Origin of the sequence: Methylobacter sp. (genome assembly GCF_023227905.1) — a bacterium.
GTDB lineage: Bacteria > Pseudomonadota > Gammaproteobacteria > Methylococcales > Methylomonadaceae > Methylobacter_A.
The window spans coordinates 1-18,360 of record NZ_JALOCF010000070.1; the positions used below are offsets into that span (position 1 = coordinate 1).

18 protein-coding genes are annotated in these 18,360 nt (G+C 47.5%); 3 read left to right on the forward strand and 15 right to left on the reverse strand.

The genetic code is table 11. The features are described from left to right. The first annotated feature begins 139 nt into the window (after nt 1-139). Nucleotides 140-598 (forward strand): hypothetical protein, encoded by a 459-nt coding sequence (locus M0R47_RS19430; protein ID WP_292557922.1) that lies wholly within the window; start codon nt 140-142, stop codon nt 596-598. A gap of 100 nt (nt 599-698) precedes the next feature. Further along, nucleotides 699-1,124: a hypothetical protein gene (locus tag M0R47_RS19435; RefSeq protein ID WP_292557925.1), complete on the forward strand. Its 426-nt coding sequence runs from the start codon at nt 699-701 to the stop codon at nt 1,122-1,124. 115 nt (nt 1,125-1,239) lie between these two features. Here the strand turns inward: M0R47_RS19435 and M0R47_RS19440 are convergent, their stop codons facing one another. The 9 genes from M0R47_RS19440 to M0R47_RS19480 form a co-directional block, all read right to left on the reverse strand. Next, nucleotides 1,240-3,366, reverse strand: a complete 2,127-nt coding sequence (locus M0R47_RS19440; protein WP_292557940.1) for an adenylate/guanylate cyclase domain-containing protein — start codon at nt 3,364-3,366, stop codon at nt 1,240-1,242. 267 nt (nt 3,367-3,633) lie between these two features. Further along, nucleotides 3,634-4,539, reverse strand: coding sequence for a M48 family metallopeptidase (locus tag M0R47_RS19445; protein WP_292557942.1), 906 nt, complete (start codon nt 4,537-4,539; stop codon nt 3,634-3,636). Next, on the reverse strand, nt 4,536-5,000 hold the full coding sequence (locus tag M0R47_RS19450) for an SH3 domain-containing protein (protein ID WP_292557944.1): 465 nt from the start codon (nt 4,998-5,000) through the stop codon (nt 4,536-4,538). Before M0R47_RS19450 ends, M0R47_RS19445 begins: the two co-directional genes overlap by 4 nt. A gap of 122 nt (nt 5,001-5,122) precedes the next feature. After that, nucleotides 5,123-6,457, reverse strand: coding sequence for a 23S rRNA (uracil(1939)-C(5))-methyltransferase RlmD (gene rlmD, locus M0R47_RS19455; protein ID WP_292557946.1), 1,335 nt, complete (start codon nt 6,455-6,457; stop codon nt 5,123-5,125). Between the two features lie 2 nt (nt 6,458-6,459). Next, nucleotides 6,460-7,047: a YdbL family protein gene (locus M0R47_RS19460; protein WP_292557948.1), complete on the reverse strand. Its 588-nt coding sequence runs from the start codon at nt 7,045-7,047 to the stop codon at nt 6,460-6,462. 436 nt (nt 7,048-7,483) lie between these two features. Then, on the reverse strand, nt 7,484-9,868 hold the full coding sequence (locus M0R47_RS19465) for a dynamin family protein (RefSeq protein WP_292557950.1): 2,385 nt from the start codon (nt 9,866-9,868) through the stop codon (nt 7,484-7,486). A gap of 203 nt (nt 9,869-10,071) precedes the next feature. Continuing rightward, nucleotides 10,072-12,171, reverse strand: coding sequence for a C4-dicarboxylate ABC transporter (locus M0R47_RS19470; protein ID WP_292557952.1), 2,100 nt, complete (start codon nt 12,169-12,171; stop codon nt 10,072-10,074). Then, the gene (gene cysM, locus M0R47_RS19475; protein WP_366513257.1) at nt 12,171-13,070 is read right to left on the reverse strand and encodes a cysteine synthase CysM; all 900 of its coding nucleotides are present in this window, start codon (nt 13,068-13,070) and stop codon (nt 12,171-12,173) included. Before cysM ends, M0R47_RS19470 begins: the two co-directional genes overlap by 1 nt. Nucleotides 13,071-13,160: 90 nt before the next feature. Further along, entirely contained in the window at nt 13,161-13,847 is a 687-nt protein-coding gene (locus M0R47_RS19480) for an HAD family hydrolase (protein ID WP_292557956.1), read from the reverse strand. A 157-nt stretch (nt 13,848-14,004) separates the two neighbouring features. Between M0R47_RS19480 and M0R47_RS19485 the strand changes: the two genes are divergently transcribed. Then, on the forward strand, nt 14,005-14,553 hold the full coding sequence (locus tag M0R47_RS19485) for an RNA pyrophosphohydrolase (protein WP_292557958.1): 549 nt from the start codon (nt 14,005-14,007) through the stop codon (nt 14,551-14,553). Between the two features lie 151 nt (nt 14,554-14,704). Here M0R47_RS19485 and M0R47_RS19490 read toward each other — a convergent pair whose 3' ends face one another. The 6 genes from M0R47_RS19490 to M0R47_RS19515 form a co-directional block, all read right to left on the reverse strand. After that, nucleotides 14,705-14,962, reverse strand: a complete 258-nt coding sequence (locus M0R47_RS19490; RefSeq protein WP_292557960.1) for a hypothetical protein — start codon at nt 14,960-14,962, stop codon at nt 14,705-14,707. 178 nt (nt 14,963-15,140) lie between these two features. Further along, nucleotides 15,141-15,572, reverse strand: coding sequence for a hypothetical protein (locus M0R47_RS19495; protein ID WP_292557962.1), 432 nt, complete (start codon nt 15,570-15,572; stop codon nt 15,141-15,143). Between the two features lie 543 nt (nt 15,573-16,115). Further along, the gene (locus M0R47_RS19500; protein ID WP_292557964.1) at nt 16,116-16,316 is read right to left on the reverse strand and encodes a (2Fe-2S)-binding protein; all 201 of its coding nucleotides are present in this window, start codon (nt 16,314-16,316) and stop codon (nt 16,116-16,118) included. 150 nt (nt 16,317-16,466) lie between these two features. Then, entirely contained in the window at nt 16,467-16,934 is a 468-nt protein-coding gene (gene bfr / locus M0R47_RS19505) for a bacterioferritin (RefSeq protein ID WP_292557966.1), read from the reverse strand. 18 nt (nt 16,935-16,952) lie between these two features. Continuing rightward, nucleotides 16,953-17,432, reverse strand: a complete 480-nt coding sequence (gene bfr, locus M0R47_RS19510; RefSeq protein ID WP_292557968.1) for a bacterioferritin — start codon at nt 17,430-17,432, stop codon at nt 16,953-16,955. 213 nt (nt 17,433-17,645) lie between these two features. After that, nucleotides 17,646-17,987 carry a hypothetical protein gene (locus M0R47_RS19515; RefSeq protein ID WP_292557970.1) on the reverse strand — a complete coding sequence of 114 codons (342 nt, stop codon included), beginning with the start codon at nt 17,985-17,987 and terminating at the stop codon, nt 17,646-17,648. Nucleotides 17,988-18,360: the final 373 nt, after the last annotated feature.

The following is an 18,360-nucleotide window of genomic DNA, read 5'->3' on the forward strand; positions in this document are numbered from 1 at the left end:
AATTCGAGATATGGGGCATTCAATCATGCTTCTAACCCTAACCGAGCGCTCAACCGGAGCGCGGTTATAATGCGGTTTTATTTTTTCAGCTTTCCGTGCCGCGCCCGGTTAGCTCTACGTTATGCGCGCAACCTCCAGGATGATGTTTAAAATTTTTCCCGCGATTTTTGTAGTTTTTATTTTGGCTTTACTTCCAGTGCAAGCTGTCTTAGCCTGCAAATGTGCAAGTGGTGAAACCGAGCAAAGCCTATATATCAAAGCTGACTATGTGGCACATGTAAAAATCACTGTCGCAGAAATTAGGGATGCGAGTGAATTAGAAAATGCTGACTCTGACATCATCGATATGGCTAATGGTGAATATGTCCGCGTCTCTTTCGAAGAAAAAGAAGTATTTAAAGGAAAAAAGTTTTCTCCAAATTTCCTAAAAGAATTACCGTTCACCAATGGAAACTGCATGCTGGGCCTTCGGCCCGGCTGGGAATATGTCATATTTCTTAACAAAGAATCAAACGGGCTCGTTTTTGCTTGCTCTGGCTCGTTTTCTTTCTACAACACCACTGATGCATCAACCAAAATACAGCAGCTAAGAGAATAGGCAAAGGAAAAAAGGTAAATTCGCATAACACGGCGCTTCACCCGACCAAAAACCGCTATGCGGTTTTCGTCGGGTGAGCTGGGCGTTAGCGATCACTAGCATGGCTCTGTGGAAGAAAATACTTATTGGGTTGAGTCTGCTGTTCTTGCTCGTTATTGGGGCAGTAACACTCTTTGTTTCCCGCCTCCCTGATCTCGGCGCCAACACTGCCCTTGTTGAGTATCCTTCACCGGGTGGTCAATTGAAGGCTGTGATCTTTGACCGTGATTGCGGCGCAACCACAGATTTTTCTACCCAAGTCTCAATACTCCCGGCTAGCAGTAGTCTCGAAAACGAAGGTGGAAATATTTTCTCTGCGGATACAGACTATCGCCAGGCACCGTCATGGAAAAATGGCGGGCCGGAAGTGCGGTTCCGCTGGGTCTCGGACAAAAGCGCGGTGCTTCAACATCATCAATTCGCTCGCGTTGTTCGGGCAAGTTCCAACGCCAAGGGGGTTCAGGTTGCTTATTCCATCTTCCAGTAGCCGCATCGCTAACAATCCAGTCCAGCGAACAGTCAGCAAGCTTCGCTGTCTACCTGCTGCTGACATTCGTTGTTGGATAAAAGAGAAGCCGAAGAGTAGGAATCCCGTCTTTTGATTACTTTTCATTCAATACCCAGACGCCGTCCCAATCGGAACAGGCGACATCATTCGTGTCCAGACAGCGCTCCAGATATACTTTAGCGACTGGATCGTCGGGCAACGTTTCAAACACGGATGCTGCTGCGGCCAACTCGCCCTGCTTATATAAAGCCAGCCCCTGGTTGAATGTTTGTATGGCAAGCGAAAGAGCTTCGCCTTTAAAACCCAGTAGTTCATAAACAGTCACCGGCGTATTGCGGCCGACTACCCGGATGGTTCCGGTTTCGCGCCAGAGGAACTCATCACGGGTCTGCTGCTTGGTCGCTTCGGAAATCATCGTATAAGTGCCGAAAAACTTGTTGGCCCCTTCCAGTCTTGCGGCCAGATTGGCCGCATCGCCCAGCATGGTGTAGTTGAAACGGGTCTTGGAACCGAAATTGCCCACCACCACATTGCCGCTATGAATGCCGATGCGGTTATAAATCCAGGCCCCGGTTTGCTGGAAAAACTCCTCACGCCGCTCGGCCAATTTGCGCTGGCATTTTAAAACGCTCCGGCACATCCTGATGGCATGATCTTCCTGCGTTAACGGTGCATTGGTAAAGGCGATGATCGCATCGCCTTCGTATTTGTCCAGCGTGCCGCCTTCGTCGGTAATGATGTCGGTCATGTCGGTCAAATAGATGTTCAAAAAATGTACCAGCTGTTCCGGCGTCAGCTTTTCAGAAATCGTGGTAAAGCCCTGAATATCTGAAAAGAAGATCGTTAATTCCCGTGTTTCGCCGCCCAGCCTTAGCTGCGAGGGATCTTTTTTCAGTATTTCGATATAGTCCCTGCTCAAATAATGCTGGAACATAGTTTGTATAACGCGCTTTTTCCGGCCCTCAGTTACATATTTCAAAATGACCGAATTAACCAGCGCCAAAATAACGGCCGTTTCCACAAACAAAACCGGCCAATCGTAATTGCGGCAATAGGCGGCAAAACCGATCAATAACGGTAACGGCGCAAACAACGCAAACGCAAGCACCAAACCCAGCATGCGTTTGCTGTGGATTAGCAGGTAACTTGCCGAACTGGCAAGAACCAAGGCAATGCAGAAAGCCAACCATACCGGGAATGGCTTAATCGCGTCCCCTGCCAACAGGTTGTCCAGCACTGTCGCATGGACTTCCACGCCTGGATAATCGCCGCTGACCGGCGTTGCGCGCAAGTCCTTTAAGCCCGGCGCGCTAAAGCCGAAAAACACATATTTATCCTTAAATTGAGCCGGATCGATTACGCTCGTTTCGCCCGCCTGCAAATGCAATTCAGACTGGATAATCGCCGCCGCACTAAAAGCCTGATGCGTACCTGAATCGCCGCGAAATTTTAAAATGACCTGTCCCTGGTTGTCGGTCGGAAGGCTTTTGCCTTGATATTGCAGCATACCGTCATAACTCAATGCCCTGTCCTGCTTACTTAACATCAAGGCAGCCAAGCCCACCGAGGGGATGATTTGCTGATCGAAAACTCTAAATAACGACGCGCGCCTGAAGACACCGTCAGAATCGGGCAATTCATCGATATGCGAGAGTATGTTCGCGGCCTTTGCCAAGCGGTCAATCGGAAAAGTGGCGTGAGTTTTATTCACCGCGCTCAAATTGGTCAGTTTTTGCCATTGCTCCAATCCCTGTATCTTGACCGAACTACGTGCAACAGTATCTGGCCAGTTCGACCTTTGCTTGGCTTGTTCGCCTAAAAAAACCGGCAACACGACTTTATTGTCAGCTATCGCGTCTGCAAACACCTGATCGTCTTCAACGCCATAAACCGACGCTTCGGTATACAACACATCAAAGGCGATAATTTTAGCCCCTCCCCTCTGTAAAAACCGGATGATCGGCGCATAGGCTTCGCGCGGCCAGGGCCAGGACAAACCATTGACAGACGCGCCCCAATCCAGGCTCGTCTGGTCCAGTAGGATAATTTTAATGTCTTGGGTATAGGGTGAAGGGCGCGCCAGTAATTTCTCGCGCCATGACCAGGTTGAGTATTCCCACTGATCCAGGAGTTTGGTTGATTGCAATGCCTGTGCTAACAGAACTGCCGTCAAACCGATAATCAGCGCAGAACGCAGCTTCGTGGGGATAGTTAAAGCCATATAATTATTTGGTATAAAAAACTCACCACGAAGGCACGAAGGACACGAAGTTTTATTTCTCCGTGCTATTGGTGATTTCAATCTTTACGTACTGAACTTAGGTGATACCCCGATTCTGTTATTTACCGCAAAGACACAAAGTTTAGGTTTCTTCTTCGTGTCCTCGGCAATTGCTCCTGCATTGCTCTACCTCCTGTATCCGTACAGTCCTTCGTGTCTTCGTGGTAACTAAAAATGCGCAATTCCAGCTTCCTGGATGTAAATCACTTAAAGCGTTCTCAACATCTCGCCAAAGCGTTTGTCGCGATTGGTGTTTGCGGCCATTGCCATAAGGCTTTGCGGTAGCAACGGCCTGATATCGGCAATCCGCTCATCCGCTGGCGGATGCGTTGAGGTAAAACCGGTCGCCCCTGGCTTAACTTTAATTTTCATCGTTTCCAGGACCCGTATCAACGCCGCCGGATCGTAACCCACGCGCTGCATGATCTTAATGGCCGAAGCATCGGCTTCATTTTCTTGTCCGCGCGCATAGCCGCTGTTAACCAGCGTCTGGGTAATATCATCAATACTCCCTTCAAACAAACGGGTTAACTCCCCAACAGAGCCGCCTACAGCAGCTTGAGCGCCTTCTGAGGCAATGATAGTCAACGCCGAAGTGATGCGGCTGGTCGAGATGGCTGCAAGCGCATGCGAATGTTGAACGTGCCCGATTTCATGCGCCAAGACTGCCGCCAGATCGTCTTCGTTTTTGCACAGCTTGACCATGCCTTTGGAAACAAAAACATAACCGCTAGGCGCTGCAAAAGCCACGACCTCATCGGTGTCCAGCAACAGGAAATGATAGCCCTTATAGGTTGAAGGTTTGTCGGATGCCATCACCAGGACCTGGCCCAGCAAGTTGAGGTAATTATTGGCGGCCGGATTGGCTTTGACGGGGTAACGATTGACTATGCCCGCGCTGACTGTCCGGCCGATGTAATACTCTTGGGCCGGGGTAATATCTTCCATCGTTTTAGCAACGGCGGTCGAAGCTCGCATTACTGAGCCGGCCTGGCTGCTGGAGATGTAGCCCGTTGCTGCCGCAACCGTTGCCGCCCCATTAACTACCTTGGTCATCTCGGCGCAGCTTGCCAATCCCAATGCCAACGATGCTATTAATATTGAACGCATCATAATCCAGCCTCCCGTAAACCGCCCTGTTTAATGAACTGCTCAATATCGGTATTCTTGACCGTGAATTTTTCCATGTTATCCACCCAAGCGAAGCTCATCTGTTGATGTCCTGCCTTGTAGGCGTTCTCCACATCCGCGTTAAAGCCTTTGCCGGCCAATGCGATTTCCTTGCCGCTAGCGCCTGCATTGACATTACTACCCGGCACCAATTCAACACTGGATTCCGATACCGCAGACTGATGAATCCAGCCGCCCGGCTTTCTTGGAGTATTGACCATACGCCAGGGGCCCTGCTCTTTTACCACTTCTACCGATTCGCCATAAACGACTTTATCAACTATTTCCCCCAAAAAAGACGGTTTATTCCTGACCTGACCCTCTTCAACCTGAACGTTTAGTGATGTTGACCAAGCCGTAGCCGGCACCAGCAACACCACGACGCTTATCAATAATCGCCGCATATCTCTCTACCTCTTATTGTTGTTATTTTGTAATGATAAATCCTTTTTATAGCATAGAAAGCCGTTATGTGCTTTAAAGAGCTACACACAAAACCAGCGGCGATACTGAATAAGAACGCTTTTTACTTTTTGAACAAAGCGATCGACTCCACATGCCCGGTTTGCGGGAACATATCCATCACCCCGGCTTTAACCAGTTTATAGCCCAGTTCATTAACCAGAATCCCTGCATCACGGGCCAGCGTTGACGGATTGCAGGATACATAAACAATCTTCTCAGGTTGCCATTTCTTAAAATGATGCAAGACCTCCGAAGCTCCGGCTCTGGAAGGATCGAGCATGATTTTGTTGTATTTACGGTTAGCCCAAGGCTGATCGCTAATATCCTTACTTAAATCGGCTGCGTAAAATTCAACGTTTTCAATGCCGTTATGACGGGCATTTTCCTTGGCGTGATTGACCAAAGGCTGGTCGCCTTCGACGCCGACCACGTGCCCTGCAAATTTCGCCATCGGCAAGGTAAAGTTGCCCAAGCCGCAGAATAAGTCCAGCACAGAGTCGTTTTCATTCAAGTCCAGGGTTTCCAGCACCCGGTTGATCATTTGTTTGTTAATTTCATAATTAACCTGGGTAAACATAGCCGGTTTAAATTTAAACTCCAAACCTTGATCCGGCAATGCATAAATCGGTATCAGTTCCGGTTCGCCATCCAGCGGCATGATGGTATCCGGGCCTTTCGATTGCAGGCACACCGATATATCATGCTGATGAGCAAACTCGCGCATCCGTTCCTTATCGGCATTGGTTGGCGGCTCCAGTACCCGAAACGACAGCACGCATTGGTTATCGCCGATAGCCACTTCGATCTGCGGAATTTTGTCCCTGATCGTCAAGCCGCCGATCATTTCCGACAAAGCCATGAGCTTGGTGCCGACGACAGGATGCATGACCACACAACTTTCGATTTCTGCCAGATAAGGATGGCGTCTTTCTCGAAACCCCACCAGTACCCGGTTCTTTTTCTCGACATATTTAACGCCCATCCGCGCTTTACTGCGATAGCCCCAATGCGGGCCTTCCAGCGGCTGCCAAAGCTCGGGTATTTCAGTCTTGCCGATGCGTTTGAACTGATCGACCAGCAAATCCTGCTTGATCCTGATTTGCGCAGCCGAGTCGACATGCTGAAAACTGCAACCGCCACATACGCCGTAATGCGCGCATAACGCATCGACCCGGTCGGCGGCGCGGCTCAACAGATTGGCAACCTTGCCTTCCGCATAATCCTTGCGACTCTCGGTATAGATAAACTCCACTTCTTCGCCCGGCAACGCCTCATCGATAAAGATCACCTTACCGTCGACATGCGCCACCCCACGCCCATCATGAGCTAAGGATTCTATAGTGACTTTAACCGGCGTATCCGGTAACTGCTTTCTGACTCGTTTTCTGTTTGCCATGTTTACTTTTGTTTCCAGCTTCCTGAAGATTGATACCACCAGCCCGGTTGAGCATTACTCACCCAGCGAGCGGCAAAGGTTGATTTGATTTGCGCAGCCCATTCGGGGTGGCCGTTGGCATTGGCGATTGCCTGATAAAGGTTTTGCCGATCGGCATTTTCAGCGGCGACCAGTTTGTTGACCTGATTCCTGTCTTTAAGCGGTACGCTGCCACTATCCCTGACTGCCAGCAGGCCGTCAGCCTGAATGCCGATATAGCCAGCTGCATATAAAGGTTGCAGGCTGGCAAAACGGGATTCCATAGCGGCGCGCAGCTGCCTGATTTCAGCGCTGTCGATTGCCAGATTTGCTTCATCAGCTTGCGCGGGCGATACCACGATATTAATTGCCGTATCAATTACCTGGTACAGGCTCGCCTGCCAATCCGGCAAACTGGCCTTAGGCTTGGGTTCAGTTTGTTGCGGCGTATTTTTTTGTATGTCTTTGATAATTTCATCTGCCGCTTTTTCAGCTGCCGCGGCAGGAAAGTAAATATTGATAGTGACACAGGCAGTCAACAATATTGCGCTTAAAACTGATATTTTTCTCATAACGCTCTCCAAACTATTCAATGGTTACTGGTCTGATGTCGACTGACTGTTTCATCAATACGCTCACTCAAGCAGGGGATTATAGCCGATTGCATCGATTCGCGGCAGACCGGTGTCGGTAACAAGAGAAACGAAGTTTGCAGTAGAGGATGGTATCCAATATTCTGGACTGTACATTCAGGTCGAACGATATCTTTTCGTCGACCGTCATTTTGGAATTCGATGCGACCGGTAAATTCGAGATCCGTCGCCTTATTGGAGCATAGGAATCGAGCATAAAAAGCATGCCCGCCCCTACTTCAAGCCCGTTGCAAGCGATTGCGGACTGGTGTTTGAATAAAGGCGGGCATTTTTAATGCTTCCCTGGCATGGTTTCAGTGCAGTTTGATTAAATTCGCCATCAAACTGAAGAAACAAATGCAAGCAGCATTAAATATCAAAACACGTTGGTACAGCTTTCCCTAATCTCCTTAAGCTCTACGGCAATCTCCCGACGCATGCGAAAATCCCGGCGCGTGTGGACTATGTTGTATGGAATATTAGGGTTCTTTTCGTATTTGACGGCTGTGCGGATGATGCCTATCCACTGCCGGTCGTTATCTTCCATGTCTTTAAAGCGATTACGAATACGTTCCAGTTCCTGGTTGCAATAGGTAATAAAACCTGCGGCATAAAATACGCTGTTTTTCAGGTAGTCTTGTAAGGCAGCTAAATCGCCGTTAATTTCGACAACAACTTCTTCAAAATTAGCCGGCTCGGTAGAAAACATTTTATCTGCCGGGTCTTCGATCAGTTTTTTGACCGGCGGCATCGCTTCAGCGGTCACCGCATTGACAATATCTTGTATGACCTGGTTTTTGGCTGTCGGTTTTTCCACCGATTTGGCACGGCTACCGGTAGCGGCGGTTTGAGCGAGTTTTGTCCACAGACCGTAACGCAGATAATGTGTCAGGCCGCCTTCGCGCTTGGCCTTATCGTTGCCTTGATAGAATGCTTCAAGGGTTTTAATTTCGGCTGAACGCTCGTGCAACAAACGTTCTCTTGCATGTAAAGGCTTGGCAATAAAGGCTTCGACAGCTACCCGGCTAAAGCGCAAAAACAGTACTTGAAAGCCGTGCCGAATGCGCGCCTGTTCAACTACTTCATCAACATCGGAATGCAGCAAAGTTTTGCGTACTTCTTCGGTTTCCCACAGCAGGCTTTGAGTCTTTAGAGCAATTTGATCGATAAGGGCTTGTAGCGCCTGCGCCAGCTGGTCAGTCATTTCGGTTTCAAATTTTTTCTGAATTTCCCGAAATAATTCTTCACGAATTTTATAATTGCCTTCACGCGAGTCAGGCATGGAAATGGTACCGCCCGCTGTGTAAATGCGCTTTAACTCGTCAGGTTGGGCTGTGATCAAATTAGACAGTAAAAGCTCGATTTTTTCGTCATAGGCTGAATGCAGCGCAGCCAATTCATGATGTTCCGAACCCAAAGCGTCGGCTTCTTTGCGGCCTTGAATAACTTCGGCGTACCAGGTATCGAAATCTTTTTTGATGCGTTGCCACTGCCGTCCCCACCATTGATTAAAATCCTTACCCAGTAAATCATCTTCCTGGATTTCATTTTCATCAAATACGCCGTAAACCGGTTCAAGCTTGAGCAATATTTCATTAGCGATTTGCCGGATGCTGCTGACCAAGCCATCGCAACGTCTTTCTAAAACACCTGAGCGCTCATTGTCGATGTAGTAATTAATGGATTCCTTGAGCGCCGCCATGCCATCGTTGATACCCAGCTTTTTCATTTTCGCTTTATCGTCGGCGCTCTTAGCGCGTCTTAGGGTATCGTCGGAAGGAATGCCAAACTCGACTAAATGAGAGCGCGCGCAAACCGGGATTAACCGGCGCTCAGGCACTGACGGCCAATAGCTGCGATGCTTGGTGTAGGTCTCTTTAAAGTCGATTTGATCGTCCATCGCATCGGCCTGGGTGAGCACCACAAAGACCTTATCGGAAACTTTTACCGTAGGGTCTTCGGAATCGGCAATGACCAGCATTTCTTTCTCGGGTCCGGTAATGGACGGCTGCTTCATTTCCTTGGCGTAAATGATCGCATCGCAGTTTTTTAACCGTTCGGTCGCTTGCTCGGCATGCATTAAAATACCCGAGTTAAAGCCCGGCACATCATGAAAAATGATGTCGCGGTCGCTGCGCAAACGCACGGTCTTCAATTGAATACGCTTAATCGCTAAAGATTGAGCCCGGTTTTTAAACACCGCCGACTGCAATTGTTCGCTGATTTCGCCGATATCGGTAAAGTGTTGCGTATAACCGGCTTTTTGCTTAGAAAACACTAAAATCTGGGTAAGATGTTTTTCGGTATCATCAAAATCTTCTTGTATTTCTTTGCGCTCGCGTTCGCTTAAAAGACCTAACAGCGCATCACGCCGCTGTAGTTGAAGCTTGCTGATTTCTTCTTTGGTGTAATACTGGATATACAGCAGTTGATCTTGTTCAGTCTGGGCGGACCAAATCTCGGTACTGGTGAATGTGCAGCGCTCGCGTGCGGACGGCAAAATTTCCTGCCCTAACCAGGCATTCAGCAGCGCACTTTTCCCTGCCTTTTCCAAACCGATTACCGCTACTTCAAAACGATTGGCATGCAGGCGTTCCAATTGTCGCTCCAAACGAGGACGCTCAATGTTGAGCCGCCTTAGCAAGTCCGGGGAAATATCCACGCCGGTTTTATTGCCCAAAGTAATCAGTTTATCAGCCAGTACCGACGTTTTTTCCAATCTGGCCAATTGTTTTTGACAGGTTTCTAACCAAGTAGTCATGAGTGTTCCGAAATTACAAGAAAGATGAAACAAATTTAAATCGCCATAGTTTACCGTATTGTTAGCAGACTACTCGACAAGTTATTGTATGATTAATTCATACTGTAAAAAATCTGGTCAATAATTAATCCGGCAATAAATGAGCGTATTTATATTGAATGTAATAATAGATTAAATAGAGAACCTTGGCCGCAAATCATCGCCTACTCAACAATCACTTCATCCGTTGCCGTAATACGCTTCAACCGCTCCATCAACACATCCCAGTCAACGCGTGGGTTATAACCGATCACATCGATACGCGGCAGGCCACCGCCGGTGACAATGGCGTAGCCTGATTCCCTGGCTTCTACGCCCATCAATTGACACACGCCGTTATGCAAATAACACCCCATGCCCAGCTTGTCATAGCCAAAGGTGTCAAAGAACCTTAAAAAACTTCTGGACAGTAAATCGGCTGCGCCGCCGCCACCGATATTGGCGATGTTTTGTACCGCTTTTTGGCTGATTCGATGCCGCGAATCGTCGTTTTCTGGTGTGCCCAGCCACGCGAAAAAAGAGACCGGGCGCCAGTTTTCCATATACAACTGCTGGACATAGCCCGATAGCTTGCCGGTAATGCCGCCAAATTCAAACCGGCCGGTCAGTTGGTCCAGGTCCAGATTGTTAATTTCAACATCGCTGTGAAACTTGATGAAATCCGTAAACAACCCTGAAGAGGCCAAATTGCTGATCTTTATCTCACCGTCAAACGCCTTGATAATCAGTTCGCCGCCCAGACTCAGGGTTTTGTTGCTGTACTCGACTCGGGGGATATGACCGCTGATAGTACCCGATAACGGTGTCCAGTTCAGCGCGCGGGATAGCTGCTCAAGTGACACATTGTTTACGCTCCCATCAAACGACACCTCGGGCTCTTGCTGGTTTCTGGCCTGCCAACTGAAATGGTTGATAGCGATTGCGCCGCCTAATAAAGGCAATTGAGCTTTTTCAAGCAGCCGGATGCTGTCAGCCCGGCTCAGGAACGATAGCTCGGCAGGGCCTACAGCTACACCTCCCACCTTCAATTGCTGCCAGAAAAATTTCGACGGCCGGCTAAAAAACTCATCGTTCGCCCAGTTAACCTGGCCTGCCCCGCCCTGAATTTCACCGCGTCCCGCTGCATCTTTAACACCAAAATTGTCAAAGGTTGCCGCCATCGCGGTTAAGGACTGATCGTTAATCAGAAAGTCGGCTCTTAAGCTTCCTGCGAGCGAGATGTCTTGCAATACGGTCTGCTCAAAAAACGGTTTCAGGTAAATTGCTGAAACATCCTGCAAATTATTGCTGTTCAACGAGATCTGGGCCTTTTCAATAGTTAATTCATCCTTGTAATGAACGGTTGCGTTGCCGTTTATTTCCCCAGCATTTGAGTGTTTGTAATTTGCAGCGTTAATTTCGACCCTGTTGTTTGATGCGTCCCAATCGCCTTGGGCATCCCACACTATATGTTGCCCGGCCGCTTCCAGATATAAAGGCTCTACATACAACGCTCCGCCGTTAACATCAATATGACTTTGCCATTGCCATAAGCCGTTATAGTTTTTAGCATCTAGTGTTGATTCAAGCATTAACGCCTCGGCTGCAAACCGCCCGTCTTTGGTTTGTCCGGTCAGGCCGTCCAGCCCAACGCTTAAGGTAAACTCATGAACTCGCGCATGACTGCCGCATGCGTTTAACTTAACATTGATTTTTCCGGCTTTAAGTTTGAAGTATTCCTGGGGCAACAGCTGCTGGATCAATTTGCCGTCCACCGCCTTAGCGTCAATATGCAGCCGCCATAGTTCAACCTGCTCTTCACCATCAATCGCTACGATACCGCCCGCCAAACGTAAACCAGTCAATTTGAATGAGCTGCGCTGCTCCGTAACGTGAAAAGAAAAGTTGGTTGACGGCGATTGCCATTGTTTTGATTGTATCTTCGCCTTGCCCTGTTCGCACAACAATTCCTTGTTTTGCCAAGTGAAAGAAGTACAACGAATGTTGGCCAGATTGAGGTCATTAAAAGGTTTTGGCAGGCTTAGCTTGGCGATCGTTAAGGTCAGTTTTTGCGGATTTTGCTGTATGTCGGTCAGGGCGATATTGATGCCTTCCAGCTTCCATTGCGTCCCTGCAAGGGTGCCGACATTAAGCGATACGCTATCCAGCGCATTGGCGGTGAACGATATTAAAATAAAAACGATGATCAGGATGAGTCTGATCAAGGACGACGGGACGGCCGCCTCTAAAAATTCTTCGGCAGGCTCAGAATGAGCGGCTTTCATTAGCCAGGGAAAACACCTGTGGACAAATACCGATCGCCCCGGTCGCAGATAATCACCACAATCACCGCATTCTCGACTTCTTCAGACAGTTTCAAGGCCGCATGAACAGCGCCGCCGGATGAAACACCGGCAAAAATACCTTCTTGGGCGGCCAAAGCGCGGGTAACATTTTCGGCTGAAACCTGATCGACGTCGATAATCCGGTTAACTCGGTCGGCTTGATAGATCTTAGGTAGATATTCCTGAGGCCAACGCCGGATACCGGGGATTTTAGACTCGCCTTCCGGCTGCACGCCGATAACCTGAATAGCGCTGTTTTGCTCTTTCAGGAACTTTGAAGTACCCATAATGGTGCCGGTCGTACCCATGGAGCTGACAAAATGGGTGACTTTTCCGTGCGTATCCCGCCAGATCTCAGGACCGGTGCCTTCATAATGAGCACGCGGATTATCAGGATTGGAAAACTGGTCCAGAACCTTGCCCTTGCCGGCCGCTTCCATTTCCCTCGATAAGTCAATCGCCGCCTCCATACTGCCTGCCGCCGGTGTCAGGATGATCTCCGCACCGTAAGCTTTCATCGAAGCCCGACGTTCTTCGCTCATGTTATCGGGCATGATCAGAGTCATTTTATAGCCTTTGATCGCCGCCGCCATCGCCAACGCAATGCCGGTGTTACCACTGGTCGCTTCAATCAAGCGGTCGCCGGGTTTGATCTCGCCTCTTTGTTCAGCATGCTTAATCATGCTCAATGCCGGTCGGTCTTTTACCGAACCGGCCGGGTTGTTGCCTTCCAGCTTAACTAGAATAGTATTGCCCGTAGTGCCGGGCAAGCGTTGCAACCTGACCAAAGGCGTATTGCCGACAAAAGATTCAATGGTTGGGAAAGTCATGGTAGTCATTGTGATGATTAAGGTCCAAGGTAAAAGCTGAAAGGCTAAAGGCTAAAGGCTAAAGGCTAAAAATTATTGCTCCTTTCGCCTTATTTATTTCTATTTATGAAAATGATGCGTCGGACACTGGCCGTCTCTCAAACTGATGATCGGCCAATTGGAAGTTTTCGCAAACTCGGTCAGTTTTTCATCGGGATCGACCGCCACCGGATTGTCTACCAGCTTGAGCAATGGCAGATCGTTGTGGGAATCACTATAAAACCAACTGTCCTGCATGGTTTCGGTGGAGTTTTTCAGCCACGCTTCCAGCAACTTAACTTTGCCTTCCCTAAAACAGGGGATGTCGTTGAATCCGCCGGTATAACGCCCGTCGATAAATTCCGGCGTGGTTGCCAGTAAGTTTTCAATGCCGTACAGGTTGACTATCGGCTCGGTAACAAAGCGGTTGGTTGCGGTAATAACCAGCAAAGTGTCGCCTCGGGCTTTATGCTTGTCGATCAACTGTTGCGCGGATTGCAACATCAGCGGCCTGATGGTTTCTTCAATAAATTGCGCCCGCCATTGATAAAGCTGTTCGGGATTGTTGTCCGCCAAAGGTTGCAGCGAAAAGCGCAGAAACTCGACAATATCCAGCGTCCCCTGCTTATAGTCATCGTAGAACCTGGCGTTGGCGCTTTCATAGTGATTTTTATCGACGATGCCTTGGTCGACAAGAAACTGTCCCCACAGATAGTCACTGTCATCGGCAATCAAGGTATTGTCTAAATCAAAAATCGCTAAACTCACGGTTAATCCTGTGTTGAGTAATTAAAAAGCCTATGGCGCATGGCCTTTATTTATGGAACAATGAGGCCATTAAATTTAACTTACTAGCCTAATCTTTTAATAATTTTACCATTAGCAAGATTAAAGATATAGGAAAGGTAAAAACACAGGTTTTAACATGATTGACTCTAAAGGATACCGGCCCAATGTCGGAATCATCCTTTGCAATGACGAGGGTCGCGTGTTTTGGGCAAAACGAATGGGTGTAAACTCATGGCAATTCCCGCAAGGCGGGATAAATCCGAATGAAGACCCAGAAGCTGCGATGTATCGGGAGTTGTGCGAAGAAACAGGGCTGCAACAGCAGCACGTCCAGGTGCTCGGCCGTACGCGATATTGGCTGAGATATCAGCTGCCCGAACGTTATATACGCAAGAACTCTCTGCCGTTATGCATAGGCCAAAAACAAATCTGGTATATGCTGCGCTTGGTGACGCATGAATCCAACGTGCGTTTCGATCAGTGCGCCAAACCGGAATTCGATGACTGGCGCTGGGTGGACTATTGGGAACCGCTTAAAGATGTGGTGTATTTCAAGCGCAAGGTTTATCAAAAAGCGATGAGCGAGTTGGGTGCCATTCTGACTGCTGATACCGTTCCTGTTAACGCCGCCGGGTATTTGGCCAAAGAAATTGAAAAGGCCAAAGACAAAAGGCGCAAAAAGTAGCATCGCTATTCACCACTCCCACGGCGTCATAAACAAGCCGTGGGAAGATCGATACTTCCTCTCTTTTTCTTTGACACAATCTGATTCAGGTATTGGTTCAGCAAACTGAACCTCTGAAACCAATACTCTTGCGGCCATTACTTAACGCACGTTATTTTTTAGTATCCGATTTCTTAGCGTCAGAAGCAATTCCCACTTTTATTGGCGGCAGCCTCGTAACTCTTATGGGTGGTAACTCGGTGATTGCAACATCGGCACCAACCTTAACTTCGATCGGTTTTTCGACAGCCAAAGAAATAGGTTTATCCGTCGCAATATTCAAGTTCACAGTAAGCGGACAGCCTGATAATGTTATTGAAGCAAGGATTATCAGTTTCCATTTGAACAACAGATGAAGAATCTTATTCATATCGATCATCCTCTTTTTGTCTGGCTGACAAGCTCCAGCTTGAAAACCAGTAAGACGAAGCGCTTGCTTCGCAGGATAGGAAGCTCCAGCTTCCAGACTGGACCACTAAGGTGGCGATTAGAGGTCCAGTCGAATATTGGTTTATATTCAGAATAATGAGTTCAAATTCTTTAATCAATTAAGTGCCATCACCTAGCTGGTGAGCATCCTTAATTTTTAAGGATGGCACCGCTAGGCAAAAACCAGGGTTTTCCCTGTGTGTATATGCGATGGTTAGGCGAGTTTTATTCCTAATAATGCAACAGCTTTCACGAAAGTGAGGGATTAGCAATGCACTAACACAGTCGGTGGCGCTTAAAACTGTATAGTTAATAGCGCTGGCGTCATCGAGCTTGGGCTTAGGTGCGTTAGCTAACACGGTGGAGGTATCGGAGATATTTCCGAGTTTGATTATCAAATCACTGTTTTTTTTCAGATAAATCTTTGCTTGAGCTTCATCCGGTTTTGCAAGGAAGTTAGTGCGGTCGGTCTCAGCCTTATTCCCTAGAAAATTGGCGCTTGCGATTTTCTGCTTTACATCTACTAGTAGATCATCGCACTGACCGAACATAAGGCGCCGCGTTACTCTCACTTGGTAGTAGCAATAAAATTCCTAAACTCACAAAGATGACGCGGCATACTGCCACCGCCTTGCGTGTTGATATACAGGTCATGATTAATAACTCTAAAGGAAGATAACGTTGCAATTTTCGGATTCCTTACAGAAAAACAAATGCAGGAATCCCAAATTGGATTCGCTTTAGTGGTTATTATTCATTTTTCTGACCGGATTTATATCTGCACTATTACTGATGAAATGGAGCTTGAGCGAGACTCGCTAGTGATATAGCCCGAGAAAAGATAGTTACAATTTGCAGGTTATCACTTGCTCTAGAAACCGCTGCGTATCCGAACCTACAGAAGATTCCGAACAAGTTACGGGAGCCAACAGTTGGTGCCACAAGGCGATAGTTTTTAATGCCCAGCATTTCGATGTTCAGTAATGAAATAGCCAAGGGCAAATTCAAAATCTGACGTCATATTAAAATATCGGAATGTTGGCCATAAAAGGCATGCTCAAACAATGCTCCTAAGAACGTGAAGCAAATATTAGTCAGGCATGGGCGGGTAATTGCAAGTCTCCCAAAAAATCTTCGTTGGCTGATTTTAGGCACTTACGGGCACAACTGGCGCAACGACCGCACTCAACGCTTACCTGCAGATCCCGGCGTAAATCCTTAAGTGTTTTTGCTCCGTTTCTGGCGGCTTGATGAATATCGAGATCAGTCACCGCCTGACAAACACATACATACATAGAAAAAGCTCCTCTATAGCCCAATAACGTTTTTATTGAGAAGCATTCTTATTTAGTTTTGAGTATCTGTCAAGGTCAATTTTTCTTTTTAAAAACGACGTCACTAACTATGCGTAGTAGCAATTAATGACACTGGTGATTGCCGCCATACTACATATGCGATTGCAGATAGTTAGGCAGACTGACATTCTTCATTAAGCTTTGCTGGGTTTCCAGCCAATCGATGGCCTCTTCGCAGTGCTCCAGCAGCTCTTCGAATAGATCTCGACTGACATAATCCTGCAATTCCTCACATAAAGCCACGGCGTTTATCAGCTGTGGCCGCTGAACATTTCTTTCGTATTCCAAATCACCGTTTAAACATTCGATGACGTTTTCTCCAATCAATAACTTTCCGAGGTTTTGCAGATTGGGCAGACCTTCCAGGAATAAGATGCGCTCAATAAGTTCATCGGCTTCTTTCATGACACGAATCGATTGCTTATATTGGTAGTCGTTAAGTTTTTCCAGCCCCCAGTTACGAAACATACGAGCGTGCAGAAAATATTGATTGATCGAGGTTAGCTCGTTTTTGAGTACTTTATTGAGAATTTCAATGATTTTTTTATCGCCTTTCATATTCGCGCCCTCGCCTGATTAGATACCTGGTTTCATTTGACTTTGCTGATAATTTTCCAAGCCTATCAAGCCAATCAGCTTCAACTGCTGTTCCAACCAATAGGCATGATCCATTTCCGTATCATCCAGTTGCGTAGTCAGCATTTCGCGGGTTACATAGTCTCCGGCTTTTTCACAGGCGGCGATTGCTTTTTTTAACTCAACGACGACATGATATTCAACGTCAAGATCGGCTTTTAGCATTTCCTGAACTCCGTCGCCGATATTCAAGGCTTCGCGTTTAGCTAGGTTTGGAGTACCTTCAAGAAATAGAATACGTTGAATCAAGGCACGGGCATGCAGTCGTTCATGTTCGGACTCGTGTAAGCTTTTTTCTGCAAGGTGGTGCAGACCCAAATCTGCGAACATCTCACCATGGATCAGGTACTGATCGGATGCGGTCAATTCTCCGGCAAGCAATCCGTTAAGAATTTCCAGAATATTCATATCGCCTTTCATAATGACTCCTGTTAAGGTGAATCGGACACAAACCTATAAGTTGGCTTGCGCAAGTTGACAAGTCTTTGAACACTGATTCTATCTCGTCTGGCCCTACCGTCAAATTAATCTTTTTGATTAGACAAGCGCCGTGATATATCAGAACGATGCGCTTCGTACCTCAGCACATATTATGCTTGCGTATCTTATAGCGTTTCTTGAGAGGCAACGTGATCATGACATTTTGGAAACATGTTTAAATGCAAAGAATATGACAATTGCCGGTACAATCAGTGCCATGGTGCTCCATATTCCCATCGCAAGAAAAACGATCTGGTTGAGCGCTACAAGCCCTGCATAGCTATAAACAGCCCACTTTTTCATCATCCACAACCCGAGCATGCAGACTAGTCCTATGAAGGATGAAAAGCCTATATATAGTTGATATCCAAAACCGATTTGCTGCGCTATGGGTGAAAAAATCAAAGGCACTGCCATTAGCGCCCCAATGAATCCGATCACACAGATGACTGTTATTGAGATTGGCCGTTCGGTTGTTTCTGTTATTTCGTTCATGGCGTGGATTTCCTTTTAAGTGTCTGATAATCCTGTTCAGCATGACCCATACATCAAAGAATGCGGAGAGCCACATAGTGCCGGGCATTGGCTGAAAAAATCTGGCAGCCACAGCCATTTCAGATGATGATAAAAGCGACTGGACTGTCCAATGCATTTTTATTGGATTATGACGGCAGTAATTCGTTCCCGTCAATCGTAAAGGGAATCATTGAAACAACTCAAAAGGTACGCGGTCAGGGCAATCGCGCTATATTTTCCTTTTCCCAAAGACCAGTTCGGCGCGATAACAATCACTCAAACAAGCACGCAGTTTTCGTTGGCGTAGGCTGTCTTTGCTGGGGCTGTTGTTATTCAACAAATTCAAGGCCGC